We start from the raw sequence: 13,640 nt of genomic DNA on the forward strand, positions 1-13,640 counted from the left end.
GTTGTCGACCAAATGCCCGAAAATCGAGCGCAGTGAACCACCTCAACGACAGCCTCCCCACCCCCGACCCTTCCGACAGCGCGGCCCAATTGGCGGCTGCACTGGCGCCTGCTGCGGCGGCCGGGCATTTTGACGAGTTGCGGGGTGCCAGCGTGGCGGACGCCCCCGGCGCTGCCACTGCACCAGTCACTCCCAAATCAATAGCAAACAAGCCAGATATCACTGGCGCCTGGGGCCAATTCTTTGATCAATTGGGGCCCGAGGGCTTCCAGGACCTGGACCGGCGCATGCAGAGCCTGCAGCGGCAGGTGCGCGACAACGGCATCACCTACAACGTGTATGCCGACGCCGACGGCCCGCAGCGGCCCTGGTCGGTGGACCTGTTCCCGCTGATCCTTTCGCAGGGCGACTGGGCGCACATCGAGCGCGGCGTGCTGCAACGCGCGCGCCTGCTCAACCGCGTGATGGCTGACGTGTATGGCCCGCAGGAGCTGCTGCGCAAAGGCCTGCTGCCCAGCGCGCTGGTGCAGGGCCACCCGGGCTACCTGCGCGCCATGCACGGCATTCAACCCGTGGGCGGCACGCACCTGCACATCGCGGCGTTCGACATGGCGCGCGATGCGCAGGGCGACTGGTGGGTGGTCACACAGCGCACGCAGGCGCCGTCGGGCCTGGGCTACCTGCTGGAGAACCGGCTGCTCATCTCGCGCCTGTTCCCCGAGGCCTTCAGCCAGATGCATGTGCAGCGCCTGGCCGCCACCTACCGCGCGCTGCTCGACGGGCTGCGGCAGATGAGCCCGGGGGGGGCGGATGCGCGCATCGTGCTGCTCACGCCCGGCCCGTACAACGAGACCTACTTCGAGCATGCCTACCTGGCGCGATACCTCGGTCTCACGCTGGTGGAGGGCAACGACCTCACGGTGCGGGATGCACGCCTGTACCTCAAGACGCTGCACGGTCTGCAGCCGGTGCACGGCATCTTGAAGCGCCTGGACGACGAGTTTCTGGACCCGCTGGAGCTGCGCAGCGACTCGCGCCTGGGCGTACCCGGCCTGCTGCAGGCCATCCGCGCGGGCAACGTGCTGGTGGCCAATGCGCCGGGCTCGGCGTTCCTCGAATCGTCGGCGCTGCTGGGCTTCATGCCCGCGCTGTCACGCCACCTGCTGGGCGAAGAGCTGGCCCTGCCGTCGCTGCCCACCTGGTGGTGTGGCGAGCGCTCGGCCATGCAGGCGGTGCTGCCGCAACTCGCGCACAGCGTGATCCGCCCCACCTGGCCCATGGCGCAGCGCGTGCCCGTGCTGGGCGGTGCGCTGTCGGCGCAAGACCTGGCGCAATGGTCCGCGCGCATCGAAGCCCAGGGAGACGAATACACCGTGCAGGCCCACCTGCCGCTGTCGCAAATGCCCACCTGGCGTAGTGAAGCCGCTGAGGGTGCGGGCCAGGGCGGCAGCCCCATCGCCCCCCGCTCGGTGATGCTGCGGGTGTTTGCGGTGTGCGACGGACCCGGCTCGTGGCGCGTGTTGCCGGGCGGGCTGGCCCGCCTGGCCCAGGGCGACAGCGGCATCACATCCATGCAGCGCGGCGGCAGCAGCGCCGATGTGTGGGTGCAGACCGATGGCCCCGTGGACACCACCACGCTGCTGGCCCACAACCAGGCTGCGCCCGCCGTGGTGCACCGCAGCCGCCAGGTCACCAGCCGCGCGGCCGAAAACCTGTTCTGGCTGGGCCGCTACACCGAACGCACCGAGAACGTCACGCGCCTGGCGCGCATCACGCTGCAATGCCTCAACGGTGAAGATCAGACCTCGCAGCCGCTGCTGACCTGGCTGAGCGCCATGGGGGTGAGCCAAGGACTGGTGCTGCCGACCGTGCCTGCGGCCGGGCAGGCACGGCGCGTGTTCGAGCGCTCGTTGATCGCCGGGCTGACGCAGCCCGCGCAGGTGACCAGCGTGGGCTACAACCTGCGCGGTATCCTGGGTGCGGCCTCGGCCGTGCGCGACCGTCTTTCGCAGGAACACTGGAACCTCATCGTGCGCGCCGAGGCGGAGTTTTTTGCACCACGCAGCGGGGCCGAAGAGGACGGCGACTATTCGCCGCTGGACGCGCTGCGCCAGCTGGAAGTGCTGAGCGGCCACACTGCTGCCATGACGGGCCAGCAGACCGACCGCATGACCCGCGACGACGGCTGGCGCCTGCTGTCCATCGGGCGCCATCTGGAGCGCCTGGGCTTTTTGGCATCGGCGCTGGAAAGCGGCTTGCAGACCGGCGCCGTGCACGATGAAGGCGGCTTCGAGGCCATGGTGGCACTGTTTGACAGCACCATCACCTTCCACGCGCAGTACCAGCAGCGGCGTGACATGCCCGCCCTGCTGGACCTGCTAGTGATCGACCGCGACAACCCCCGCTCGCTGGCCTGGGTGGCGCAGACGCTGCGCGGACGCATTGCCAAGATCGAAGCGGCCGCAGGCACGCCCGGAGAGTCGGCCGCCACGGGCATCCCCGAAGCGTCCGACCTGTCGCTGGTGGCCCTGTGCGCGCAAGATGCCGAGGGCCGGTATGCAGCGCTGGAACAGTACCTGGGCCGTTGTGTGCGGGGGGTGATAGGCCTGTCGGATGTGTTGGCCACGCGCTATTTCACCCATTCCGTAGACGCCTTGCGCTACAGCATCGGAGCTTGAGCATGCGATTGCGCGTCATCCACGAAACGGTGTACCAATACAGCCCCGCGGTACAAAACGCCCAGCACATGGCCCATCTGCGCCCGCGCACCGGCATGGTGCAGCGCGTGCTGACCCACAGCCTGCAGGTGGAACCCGCCCCAACACAGTGCGAGATGGTGCAGGACGTGTTTGGCAACACCCGCGCGTTCTTCAGCCTGCCATTCACCCACGAGCAACTGCGTGTGCGCGCCGAAACGCTTCTGGAGACGGCACCACAGCCACCTGCGCCGCCCGGCGAACCCTGGGAGGCCGTGCGCGAGCGCCTGGGCTACCGGCGGGGCCAGCCCTACCACCCTGCCACCGAGTTCAGCTTTGCCTCGGCCTACATCCCCCGGCATGGCGACTTTGTGGCCTATGCGCGTGAGAGTTTTGCGCCCGGCCGCCCACTGATGCAGGCCGCCAGCCACCTGATGTCGCGCATCCATGCCGACTTTGCCTACACCTCCAACGCCACCGATGCGGGCACGCCCGCACTCGAATCGCTGCGGCTGCGCCGGGGCGTGTGCCAGGACTTCGCCCACGTGATGATCGGCTGCCTGCGCAGCCTGGGCCTGGCGGCACGGTATGTGAGCGGCTACCTGCTGACCGAGCCCCCGCCGGGCCAGTCCCGGCTGGTGGGGGCGGACGCCTCGCACGCCTGGGTGTCGGTGTGGTCCCCGGCTACCGCCAAGGACGGAGAAGCGGCAGAAAGCGAGGGGTGGTTTGACCTGGACCCCACCAACAACCGCGCGGCGGGCGAGGACTATGTGACCTTGGCCATTGGGCGCGATTTTTCGGATGTATCGCCGCTGCGCGGCGTGATCCACGGCGGCGACCACCACGTGCTGCAGGTGGGCGTGACGGTAGAGCCCATACCCACCACCACCACCGCCACGTCAGCAGCGGCAGAACCAGCCCCCGCCGTCACACCGCAGAAGGCACCAGAAAGTCCCGGCTGATCCGCGCGCCCAGATCGTTCACCCGCTCCAGAAACTGGGTGAGGTAGGCATGCAGGCCATGGGTCAGGATTTCATCGATGCGCGCAAACTTCAGGTGCGCCAGCAGCCGCCCCGCGTGCCGCTGGGTCTCGGCCGACTGGCTACTGCCCAGCATGTCGAGGTTGCCCAGCACTTCTTTCATGCAGGCGTGCAATGAGCGGGGCATGTCGGCCCGCAGGATCAGCAGCTCGGCCACGCGCTCGGGGGTGATCACGTCGCGGTACACCTTGCGGTAGGTTTCAAAGCCCGACACGCTGAGCAAGATGGCGCTCCAGTGGTAGAAGTCATGGTCTTGGTCCTGTGCGGTGGCCGCACCCATGAAGTCGCTCTGCACCGCGTGAAACTTCACGTCCAGCAGCCGCGCCGTGTTGTCGGCCCGCTCCAGGAAGGTGCCCAGCCGCATGAAGTGCAGCGCCTCGTCCTGCAGCATGGTGCCCACCGTCACACCCCGCGAGAGGTGCGAGCGGAACTTCACCCATTCAAAGAAATGTGCGGGGTCCCGCTCCAGCGCGCCGCTGGCGATCAGGCGGTTGACCTCCAGCCAGGTCTGGTTCTGGATCTCCCAGGCCTCTGTGTTGAGCGCGCCGCGCACGGCCCGCGCGTTCTCGCGCGCGGCCTGCAGACAAGCCACGATGGACGAGGGGTTGGACGGGTCCTTGACCATGAAGTCCAGCACCTTGGCGGGCGTCACCTCGCCATGCTGGGCGGTGTAGGCGGGCAGCAGTTCGCTGATGGACAGCAGCCCCTGCCAACCCAGGATGGCCACCTCGGTCGATTGCGGCAGCAGCGCGCTCTGGTAGTTGACATCCAGCATGCGGGCGGTGTTCTCTGCCCTTTCGGTGTAACGGGCCATCCAGAAAAGATGGTCGGCAGTGCGGCTCAGCATGGTCGCGCCCTCCCTTGGCGTTGTGTGTGGCTCGGTACTGGTGGCACATGGGGATTCAGCATGCCCATGGCAAACACATAGCAAGTTCCAGGCCGCCACCGTTGTAGCCCCTTGCAGCAGGCAAAACCCAATCAAAAGTGGCGCTAGCGCACGTCTCTATTGGTTAGTTTGCTATTTTTTTTGATATTTGATCTGGGAGCCGGTGCGGACTGAGGAGCCGGTGCCACGACTGGGGTGGGTCGCCGGGCGGCTTCGCGCACCACGTCATGCACAAACCGCAGCTTGGCCAGCGCCTCGCCCGCCAGCGCAAACGGATAGGCATCGGGCTGCCCCAGGCTGCGTGTAAGGCTGTTGAGCAGCAGCGTCAGCGGCACCAGGTGTTGCACCATGGACTGAAAGTCAGGCGCCGGGCTGGCAAAGGGGTCGATGGCGCTGCTGCGCTGCGCGCCGTAGAGGCCGGGGATGGTGACCTCGGTGGCATAGCTGGCCGAGGTTTCCAGCAGGTCGATCATGTGCAGGTAGTGGGCCCAGGTTTCGGCCCAGTCTTCCCAGGGGTGGGCGGCAGCGTAGGCACTCACATGGTGGTCGGCCCAGTCACCCAGGTCGTTGCCCCTGGCATAGTGAGCCTCCAGCGCTGCCGCGTAGTCCTGGCGCTCGTCACCAAACATCTGGCGAAATTCATCCAGCCGCCCACCGTCGCGCACTAATTGGTCCCAGTAGAAGTGGCCTGACTCGTGGCGCAGGTGGCCAATCAGGGTGCGGTAGGGCTCACCCAGCGCGATGCGGCGGCGCGCGCGTTCGTCGTCGTCCGCCTCGGCCACGTTGAGCGTGATGGTGCCGCTGTGGTGGCCCGTCAACACCGGCGGGCCGCCCGGCACCTCGGCCAGAAACTCGAACACCGGGCCGGTGCGCCCGGGCGCGGGCTCCAGGCCCAGGCGGGCCAGGCTGTAGAACAGCCGCCGCTTGGCGGCTTCGATCTGCATCCAGCGCCCCATGTTGGCAGGCTCGGACAGGTCAGGCATCACCCGGGTCTGGCGGCACGACACGCAAAGCTCTGCGAAATCGTTGGCGGGTATCGCAAAGTTGCAGGCTTGGTGGTCCGTGTGGTTGCGGCACATGCGGTACAGGCGCCCGCTGTAGTGGGCGCTGCCCTGCCCACCCTGGCGACGCCACAGGTCGGCACCGTCCTGCGGCGCAGGGGCCAGGGCAGCCATGGTCAGCACATCGGGCAAGAAGGCCAGCGCGCTGCCGCAATGCAGGCACTGCACGCTATCGAAAAACACCAGATGACCGCAATGGTCGCAATTGAATACCCGCATGGTGTGGAGCTTATACCCCGTGGGCCGGAGCCATGAGAAGGAACAAAACACAGCCCCTCCGCAAAGCGCCAGGATGAGACCATGAAAAAAAACAGGCCCCGGGACATGCCTGGAGCCTGCTTCAGAGTTGAAGCCGCTGCGCCCAGGGGCGCAGGGCGTCAGCCCCACCGGTCAGGGGCGCACAACGATGCTGTTGCGCACTTCGCGCACATGCTTGGTGTTGCGCGCAATGTTTTCGGCCTGGTTCTTTTCAGCCTGTGACTTGGCAAAGCCCGACAGCTGCACCGTGCCATTGAGCGTTTCCACGCTGATAGAGGTGGCCGATACATTCTTGTCCTCGGCCATCTTGGCCTTCACGGCGGTGGTGATGCCGGCGTCATCGACGTAAGCACCCACGGTTTGTTGTTCGCGGGCCACCGAGCAGCCGGTGGCTGTGACGATGGTGATGCCGGCAACGGCGGCGAAAGCGAGGGCACGTGCGTATTTCATGGTGTTTTCCTTGTTCAAGAATGGTTGGGAACGCGGGTGCTGGGACATGCTCAGTCCACCGGTCTGTTGCACCCTCCGCGACCGGCGGACTGTGGGAAAGGGGCAGCGCTGGCGGGCATCCAGGCGCTGCGGGCTACTGGCAAGGCACTGGCGTGCAAACACCGGTGCGCGAGCCCTCAGTATGCATTGCGCCGACGGGACATCCACATCGCCACGGTCGCCACGGTCGCCAGCAAAGCGCCCGATGCGACGGCGATGGCCAGTGACTTGCCGGGTTGCTCGGCCACGTACTTGCCCGTGACTTCAGCGGCCTGTTGGATCTGGCGGCGTGCACGCGCGCTGGTCTCGGCGCAGTAATCGATGCTGCGCGCTGCCAGGACCTGTGCGCGAGCGGCGAGGTCGTCAATGGCCGGGTCAGCCTGGCGGCGCAGGGCGCGCGCGCTTTCTTCGGCCTTGTCCAGCGACTGATCGGCTGCGGCGCGGGTGGTCTGCACCGCGTCTTGTGCACTTTGCAGCACGTCATCGGCCAGGTTGCGAACACCGTGGGTCACTGTGTCGGTAACGGTCTGAAGACTCATGGGGAAACTCCTTGGGGTGTGGGGTACAGGGGATGCGCGAGGGGGTGAAGGGCAGCAGTCCAGGCGTTACGGCCGGACTCACCCCTTTTTGAGGAGCCCCAGCACAAAGGTGACAACAGCCATGATCACGAACACGAAGAACAGAATCTTCGCAATGCCCACGGCACCGGCAGCGATACCGCCAAAACCGAAGAGGGCTGCAATCAGCGCGATCACCAGAAAAACAACTGCGTAGTGCAACATTTCCATCTCCTTATGGGTGGCCGGCTTGCCGGCAGATCGGGGGCGCCAAAACCTCAACGCCTGGGGCTACTGTAGGCACCACCCCACGCGGCGGATGCCGGTGTGCAGCGCGCTTGCCTGTCGGCGGTGCAGTGGGGGCGATGTAGGACGGCGCGCACTGGCCGGACCGCGTACGCGGTAGCGCGCACGACGGCCGCGGCTCGGGTACCCCACCACGGGGCGCTGGCACCGGGCATGGCGCAACAGCAGCCCGCAGATGTGGCATGTGGCATATGTGGCATGTGGGCCTGCATGCGCTGCGCCCCACAATGCAGCGGGTGAAGGAGAGGCAGTAACGAGGCGGCGTGTGCCTCAGGCGTCGTGCGCAGCGGCGTTGCTGCGCGACTCTGACGAGGTGCGCGGCAGCGGCAACACGGCCGACAACACCGCGCCATCACCAGGCCGCGATGTGAGTGTGAGACGCCCGCCCGCAGCCTCGACCCGGTGGCGCATACCTGCCAGCCCGTGGGAAGTGGGACGTACGGTGGCGGGGTCAAACCCCACACCATCGTCGCGCACCTGCACCGCCACATGCGTGGGGTAGCCATGCACCGACACCAGCACCTTGTTGGCCTTGGCGTACTTGCCAATGTTGGTCAGCGCCTCCTGCACCATGCGGTACACCGTGAGCTGCGAGGCATCGGGCAGTTGCACAGGCTCCAGGCTGGTCTCGACCTCAATGCCTGCACGCTCTGCGTATTCGCGTGTCAGGATCTCCAGTGCAGCCGTGAGCCCCAGGTTCGACAGCGACGAAGGCCGCAGGTCTTCAATGATGCGGCGCTTGAGCGCGATGCCGCTGTTGAGCGTTTCGGTGAGGTGCCTGAGGCGCTCAGCAATGTCGGGCGCGGTGGCATCGATCTTGGACTTGAGGCGCGCCACATCGAGCTTGGCGGCCGTCAGCAGCGCGCCCAGCTCATCGTGCAGCTCACGCGCCAGATGGCCCCGTTCTTCTTCGCGCACCTGCTGCAAGTGGTTGGCCAATTCAGACAGCGTGGCCGTGCGGTCGCGCACCAGGCCCTCCAGTCGGTCGCGCTCGCGTTCCAGCACCTCTTGCTCGCGCAGGTTGACGGACTGCACCGCCTGCGTCTGGCGCAGGTACATATAGAACGCCAGCAGGCCAATAGCGGTCACCGTGGCAATGCCAATGCGCGACAGCATCAGCGACTGTTCGATCTGCTCGCGGCCCTGCTGCAGGCGCCGGTCGCTGCGGGCGATCAGCTCTTGCGTGTGCTGCCGGATCGCCTCCATGTGCTCCTTGCCGACGTCCGTGCTCAAGATGAATTTCCAGGCGTCTTCGTTGCCCTGACGGCGCAGCCGCAGGCTCAGCTCCATCTCGGCCAATTTGCGTGATGTCTGCCGCGAAAGCAGCGCGAACTCCTGCATGTCCTCGGGCGAGCCCGTGAACTGGGTGCGCAGACGGTCCAGGTTGGTTTGCACGGTCGCCACGGCTTTGTCGTAGGGCTCCAGGTAAGTCTCGTTGCCGGTGAGCAGGTAGCCGCGCTGGCCGGTTTCGGCATCCAGCATGCTTTGCAGCAGCTTGTTCACATCGGCCCGCGTGGACAACCCCTGGGCCAGTTGCTCCACCGCGTCCTGCGAGCGCATGTGCCCCGTTTCATTGATGCCCACCAACACCATGGCCGCCAGCAGCGCCATGGGCAGGCTCAGTGCCATTTGGCGGACTTTTGGTAACCACCGCCGGGTGTTTTCTTGGAGATTCATACGCTTATTCTGGATAATGACCAACTACCGTTTTGGCGCCCCTGCCGTGCAGTGACTCGACGGGGCATCTGGACTTCCATACACACTGGGGCACGCGTGCTGCCGACTCGAAAGAAGCATCAATGATCAAGATCGGCATTGTGGATGACCATGCGATTGTTCGTTCCGGGCTGCGGCAGTTCCTGTCCGAGCATGTGGACCTGCGGGTGGAAGGCGAAGCCGCCAACGGCCGCGAGGCCATCGACCTGGTGCGCAACAAGGAAATCGATGTGCTGCTGATGGACCTGTCGATGCCCGGCCAAAGTGGGCTCGATGCCCTGGCCATGCTGCGCGCCAAAGCGCCCGACATGGGCATCCTGATCCTGAGCGGCTACCCCGAAGAACACTATGCGATCAACCTGATCCGCCAAGGCGCGAGCGGCTATCTGAACAAGGAGTGTGAGCCGTCGGAGATCGTGGAGGCCATCCGCACCATCGCGCTGGGCCGCCGCTACCTGACGCCTGCCGTGGCCGAACTGCTGGCGCAGCAACTTAACCGCAAGGACGATGCGCCGCCGCACGAGCAACTGTCGGAGCGCGAATTTCAAGTGTTCCTCAAGCTGGCCAAGGGAGAGACGGCTGGCGATATTGCCAAGTCGTTGTCGCTGAGCGTGAAGACAGTGAGCACGTACCGTACACGCCTGATGGAAAAGATGAGCCTGTCGTCCAACAGCGACCTCACCTACTATGCGCTCAAAAATCGCCTGATCGACTGACATCCAGGGCCCTGCCTGCGCCCAGCGCAGCCGGGCCTGAGCGAACCGCACTGCGGCGGCGCTCCAAAAAAGAGAAGAAGAACAGGTACCCTGACTGCCGCATGCCCTCACGCACGCGGCGGCGGGTTGTGTCACTGGGGTAAGCCCGATGAGGCGGTGGACACACCACCGCTGCTGCCGGTATCCAAGCCGAGGGACGGGCTGCTGTGCTGCACGCAGTAGTCCACCAGCGCGTCGATCTCGTTGGATTTGTCAAACACCGCATCCACACCCAGCTGCGCACAGCGCATGCGCACGTCCGGCGTGGCGTAGTTGCTCAGCACCACCATTTTTTGTCCGGCCCGCCGCGTGCGGCAGGCAGCCAACACACCCAATCCGCTGCCCTGGCGCAAAAACAGGTCGACAATAGCGAGGTCCCATTCCTCGGGGTGTGCGGCCAGCCAGTTCGTGCCTTCGTCTTCGGTTTCTGCCATACCCACTGCCTCCACAGACGCCAACTCCTCCAGAGTTCCGATCAGGTTCTCACGGATGGTCGCGTTGTCTTCAACAATGTAGGTGCGCAGTTTCACGAGCGAGTCCATGTGTGCGGACAGTGCGGGGCACGCTGTCCTAGCCTTGAATTTAAGGCTTCCCTGCGCCGGATTCTGCCAGCCGCAACACGCTGGCCATGTAGGAAAAATCCTACCGCGTAACACACACCGTGCAGTGGGCATGGCGCTGCACGCGCATGGTGCTCCACTCCATGGCTCGGCCATCGAGCATCAACAGCCGCCCCGCCAGCGACTGCCCCACGCCCGCCATCAGCTTGAGCGCCTCGGCCGCCTGCATCGCCCCCACCACACCCACCAGCGGCGCAAACACCCCCATCGTGGAGCAACGCACTTCTTCAAATTCCGCGTCGGGCGGGAAGATGCAGGCGTAGCACGGTGACTGCGCATCGCGCGGGTCCACCACCGTGATCTGGCCGTCGAACTGGATCACCGCGCCCGCCACCAGCGGCTTGGTGTGGCGCACACACGCGGCGTTGACCGCCTGGCGAGTGGCATAGTTGTCACTGCAGTCGAGCACCACGGTGGCGTCGCGCACCAAGCTGTCCAACGCGGCAGCGTCCACCCTAGTTTGCAGTGCCGTGACCCGCACCTCGGGGTTGATGGCAGCCATGGCCTGCGCCGCCGAATCGACCTTGGGACTGCCCACCCGTGCGGTGGTGTGCGCAATCTGGCGCTGCAAGTTGGTCAGGTCCACCACATCGTCATCAACGAGCGTGATGTGACCCACACCCGCTGACGCCAGGTACAGCGCGGCGGGCGACCCCAGCCCGCCCGCGCCGATGATGAGGGCATGCGCCGCCAGCACGCGCTCCTGCCCCTCAATGCCCACCTCGTCGAGCAGGATGTGGCGGGAATAGCGCAAGAGCTGGTCATCGGTCATGGGAGGGCTGGCCCGTAGCGGCCAAAAATTCAACGGTGAAAAAAGCAGACGTGAAAAAGGCTGGATTCCTCGCGAAATCCAGCCCGGGGTCGGAGCGCGAAAAGCTCAATTCTCTTTCTTTTCTTCCTTGCGCTCTGTCAGCGTCTTGCTGACCAGCACTGGGCGGCCCTTGAGCTGGTTGAGGGCCTGCACCAGCTGGAAGTCCTTGTCCGAACCGAATTCGGGCACCTTGCGGTCTGCAGCGGGCTTCTTAGCTTCCTCTTCCAGGCGCTTGCGGGCGTCCTCGCGGGCCTTTTCGCGGGCTTCGTCTTTCTTCTCCTCGCCCTGGCCACTACCCAGGTGTTTGTCGAGGTCGGCCTCGCGCATGCGCAAGGCGGCAAAGATGTTGCCCTCTTCCGACTCATCGATCATCACGTCGGGAACGATGCCCTTGGCCTGGATCGACTTGCCACTGGGGGTGTAGTAGCGGGCGGTGGTCAACTTGATGCCCGTATCAGGGCCCAGCGGACGCACGGTCTGCACCGATCCCTTGCCGAAGGTCTGGCTGCCCATGATGGTGGCGCGCTTGTGGTCCTGCAACGCGCCCGCCACGATCTCGCTGGCTGAGGCAGAGCCTTCGTTGACCAGCACCACCAGCGGCACCGACTTGAGGGACGCAGGCAGGCGTTTGAGCGGGTCACCACCACCCCGGCGCTGGTAATAGTCAGGTGCGGCCTTGTAGGTGGCCTTGCTGTCGGCCAGTTGGCCATTGGTGGTCACCACCGTCACGTTCTCGGGCAGGAACGCCGCCGAGATCGCCACGGCTGCGTCCAGCAGGCCACCTGGGTCGTTGCGCAGGTCCAGCACCAGGCCCTTGAGGTTGGGCTCCTGCTTGTAGACTTCTTCCACCTTGCGCACGAAGTCGTCCACCGTGCGTTCCTGGAACTGCGACAGGCGGATCCAGCCGTAGCCGGGTTCAATCACCTTGCCCTTGACGGACTGGGTCTTGATTTCTTCGCGCGTGATGGTGACGGGGAAGGTGCGGTTCTCGTCCTTGCGGAAGATGGTGAGCGTGACCTTGGTGCTGGGCTCGCCACGCATGCGCTTGACGGCGTCGTTGAGCGCCAAGCCCTTGACGGCGGTTTCGTCGATCTTGGTGATCAGGTCGTTGGTCTTGAGGCCGGCACGGAAGGCAGGCGAGCCTTCAATGGGCGACACGATCTTGATCAGGCCGTCTTCCTGCGTGATCTCGATGCCCACGCCCACAAAACGCCCCGAGGTGCCCTCGCGGAATTCCTTGAAGGACTTCTTGTCGAAATACTGGGAGTGCGGATCCAGGCTGGACACCATGCCGGAGATGGCGTCCGTGATGAGCTTTTTGTCATCCACCGGCTCGACGTAATCGGTCTTGACCAGACCGAACACAGCGGACAGTTGCTGGATTTCTTCGAGCGGCAACGGCGTCATGGCGCCGCGCGCCACCGTTTGCAGTGACACCGTGGTGAGCGCACCCGCCACCACGCCTACCGACACCCATCCTGCAATCTTGAGTTTGTGGCCCATACAACACCTTTTACCGCTTCAAAACCAATATACACCTTGGAAGGGGCCAAACCCGCCGCAGTTCCGCATGGATGCTCACTTTGGCGGGGATCAGCGGGGTTTTCCCCGCTCTTTACCTGCTATTTACGCTTTGCCCTGCGACGCCACGGCGGCTGCGGCTCTGGCTGCCGCTTCGGCATCGCCCAGATAGTAGTGACGGATGGGTTGGAGGTCGGCATCCAGTTCGTATACCAGTGGAATCCCGTTGGGAATGTTCAGGCCCACGATATCGGTCTCGGAGATGTTGTCCAGGTACTTCACCAGCGCACGAATGGAGTTGCCGTGCGCAGCCACCACCACCCGCTTGCCCGAACGGATGGCAGGCGCCATGGCCTCGTTCCAGAACGGCAACACGCGGGCCACAGTGTCTTTCAGGCACTCGGTCAGGGGCACGTTCTCGGCCGCCACACCGGCGTAGCGGCGGTCGGCACGCTCGCTGCGGGGGTCGGCAGCCTCCAGCGCTGGCGGGGGCGTGTCATAGCTGCGGCGCCACACCAGCACCTGCTCGTCACCGTACTGCTTGGCCATGTCGGCCTTGTTCAGGCCCTGCAGGGCGCCGTAGTGGCGCTCGTTCAGGCGCCAGTCCTTGACCACGGGCAGCCAGGTGCAGTCCATTTCGTCCAGCGTGTACCAGAGGGTGTGGATGGCGCGTTTGAGCACGCTGGTGAACGCCAGATCGAACTCGTAGCCCTCAGCCTTGAGCAGCTTGCCGGCCGACATGGCCTGGGAGACGCCGGTGGGCGTGAGATCCACATCGGTCCAGCCGGTGAAGCGGTTTTCAAGGTTCCAGGTGGATTCGCCGTGGCGGATCAAAACGAGCTTGTACATGGTTTCCCCAGGAAATACGGGCTAAAGAAAAAGCAGACCAAACCCGGCATTTTAGAATTACGCTGTTCGCCAACC

General features: G+C 65.1%; 13 protein-coding genes. 3 read left to right on the top strand and 10 right to left on the bottom strand.

The features are described from left to right. Nucleotides 1-32 precede the first annotated feature (32 nt). Together OIN59_RS18180 and OIN59_RS18185 are read left to right on the top strand one after the other, a co-directional pair. Nucleotides 33-2,678, top strand: a complete 2,646-nt coding sequence (locus OIN59_RS18180) for a circularly permuted type 2 ATP-grasp protein (RefSeq protein ID WP_274112473.1) — start codon at nt 33-35, stop codon at nt 2,676-2,678. Between the two features lie 2 nt (nt 2,679-2,680). Then, on the top strand, nt 2,681-3,658 hold the full coding sequence (locus tag OIN59_RS18185; protein ID WP_274112474.1) for a transglutaminase family protein: 978 nt from the start codon (nt 2,681-2,683) through the stop codon (nt 3,656-3,658). On the opposite strand, the gene OIN59_RS18190 is transcribed toward OIN59_RS18185, so the two are convergent. The 6 genes from OIN59_RS18190 to OIN59_RS18215 form a co-directional block, all read right to left on the bottom strand. Next, nucleotides 3,624-4,583, bottom strand: a complete 960-nt coding sequence (locus tag OIN59_RS18190) for an alpha-E domain-containing protein (protein ID WP_274112475.1) — start codon at nt 4,581-4,583, stop codon at nt 3,624-3,626. The genes OIN59_RS18185 and OIN59_RS18190 overlap by 35 nt on opposite strands. Nucleotides 4,584-4,726: 143 nt before the next feature. Continuing rightward, nucleotides 4,727-5,902 (bottom strand): zinc-binding metallopeptidase family protein, encoded by a 1,176-nt coding sequence (locus tag OIN59_RS18195; protein ID WP_274112476.1) that lies wholly within the window; start codon nt 5,900-5,902, stop codon nt 4,727-4,729. Nucleotides 5,903-6,073: 171 nt separating this feature from the next. Continuing rightward, nucleotides 6,074-6,391 carry a BON domain-containing protein gene (locus OIN59_RS18200; RefSeq protein WP_274112477.1) on the bottom strand — a complete coding sequence of 106 codons (318 nt, stop codon included), beginning with the start codon at nt 6,389-6,391 and terminating at the stop codon, nt 6,074-6,076. 176 nt (nt 6,392-6,567) lie between these two features. After that, nucleotides 6,568-6,969, bottom strand: coding sequence for a hypothetical protein (locus tag OIN59_RS18205; protein ID WP_274112478.1), 402 nt, complete (start codon nt 6,967-6,969; stop codon nt 6,568-6,570). A gap of 78 nt (nt 6,970-7,047) precedes the next feature. Next, on the bottom strand, nt 7,048-7,212 hold the full coding sequence (locus tag OIN59_RS18210; RefSeq protein ID WP_010463174.1) for a DUF1328 domain-containing protein: 165 nt from the start codon (nt 7,210-7,212) through the stop codon (nt 7,048-7,050). A 351-nt stretch (nt 7,213-7,563) separates the two neighbouring features. Next, the gene (locus OIN59_RS18215) at nt 7,564-8,970 is read right to left on the bottom strand and encodes a sensor histidine kinase (RefSeq protein ID WP_274112479.1); all 1,407 of its coding nucleotides are present in this window, start codon (nt 8,968-8,970) and stop codon (nt 7,564-7,566) included. A 122-nt stretch (nt 8,971-9,092) separates the two neighbouring features. Here OIN59_RS18215 and OIN59_RS18220 point away from each other — a divergent pair, with 122 nt between their 5' ends. Then, a complete protein-coding gene (locus OIN59_RS18220) occupies nt 9,093-9,725 on the top strand; it encodes a response regulator (protein WP_056065924.1) in 633 nt (210 codons plus the stop codon). Between the two features lie 131 nt (nt 9,726-9,856). Here the strand turns inward: OIN59_RS18220 and OIN59_RS18225 are convergent, their stop codons facing one another. The 4 genes from OIN59_RS18225 to gpmA all read right to left on the bottom strand — a co-directional run bounded on the left by OIN59_RS18225 (nt 9,857) and on the right by gpmA (nt 13,565). Next, nucleotides 9,857-10,294: a response regulator gene (locus OIN59_RS18225; protein ID WP_274112538.1), complete on the bottom strand. Its 438-nt coding sequence runs from the start codon at nt 10,292-10,294 to the stop codon at nt 9,857-9,859. A gap of 112 nt (nt 10,295-10,406) precedes the next feature. Next, nucleotides 10,407-11,156: a HesA/MoeB/ThiF family protein gene (locus tag OIN59_RS18230; RefSeq protein ID WP_274112480.1), complete on the bottom strand. Its 750-nt coding sequence runs from the start codon at nt 11,154-11,156 to the stop codon at nt 10,407-10,409. A 105-nt stretch (nt 11,157-11,261) separates the two neighbouring features. Next, nucleotides 11,262-12,698 (bottom strand): S41 family peptidase, encoded by a 1,437-nt coding sequence (locus tag OIN59_RS18235; protein WP_274112481.1) that lies wholly within the window; start codon nt 12,696-12,698, stop codon nt 11,262-11,264. 123 nt (nt 12,699-12,821) lie between these two features. Further along, the gene (gene gpmA / locus OIN59_RS18240; protein ID WP_274112482.1) at nt 12,822-13,565 is read right to left on the bottom strand and encodes a 2,3-diphosphoglycerate-dependent phosphoglycerate mutase; all 744 of its coding nucleotides are present in this window, start codon (nt 13,563-13,565) and stop codon (nt 12,822-12,824) included. Between the last annotated feature and the right edge of the window lie 75 nt (nt 13,566-13,640).

The sequence above is a fragment of the Acidovorax benzenivorans genome (genome assembly GCF_028680575.1).
GTDB classification, from domain to species: Bacteria; Pseudomonadota; Gammaproteobacteria; order Burkholderiales; family Burkholderiaceae_C; genus Acidovorax; species Acidovorax benzenivorans.

Excerpts from the sequence above, each read along its gene's own strand:
- OIN59_RS18185 (WP_274112474.1), top strand. The coding sequence starts at position 2,681 with ATGCGATTGCGCGTCATCCACGAAACGGTGTACCAATACAGCCCCGCG.
- OIN59_RS18190 (WP_274112475.1), bottom strand. The coding sequence starts at position 4,583 with ATGCTGAGCCGCACTGCCGACCATCTTTTCTGGATGGCCCGTTACACC.
- OIN59_RS18195 (WP_274112476.1), bottom strand. The coding sequence starts at position 5,902 with ATGCGGGTATTCAATTGCGACCATTGCGGTCATCTGGTGTTTTTCGAT.
- OIN59_RS18200 (WP_274112477.1), bottom strand. The coding sequence starts at position 6,391 with ATGAAATACGCACGTGCCCTCGCTTTCGCCGCCGTTGCCGGCATCACC.
- OIN59_RS18205 (WP_274112478.1), bottom strand. The coding sequence starts at position 6,969 with ATGAGTCTTCAGACCGTTACCGACACAGTGACCCACGGTGTTCGCAAC.
- OIN59_RS18210 (WP_010463174.1), bottom strand. The coding sequence starts at position 7,212 with ATGTTGCACTACGCAGTTGTTTTTCTGGTGATCGCGCTGATTGCAGCC.
- OIN59_RS18215 (WP_274112479.1), bottom strand. The coding sequence starts at position 8,970 with ATGAATCTCCAAGAAAACACCCGGCGGTGGTTACCAAAAGTCCGCCAA.
- OIN59_RS18220 (WP_056065924.1), top strand. The coding sequence starts at position 9,093 with ATGATCAAGATCGGCATTGTGGATGACCATGCGATTGTTCGTTCCGGG.
- OIN59_RS18230 (WP_274112480.1), bottom strand. The coding sequence starts at position 11,156 with ATGACCGATGACCAGCTCTTGCGCTATTCCCGCCACATCCTGCTCGAC.
- OIN59_RS18235 (WP_274112481.1), bottom strand. The coding sequence starts at position 12,698 with ATGGGCCACAAACTCAAGATTGCAGGATGGGTGTCGGTAGGCGTGGTG.
- gpmA (WP_274112482.1), bottom strand. The coding sequence starts at position 13,565 with ATGTACAAGCTCGTTTTGATCCGCCACGGCGAATCCACCTGGAACCTT.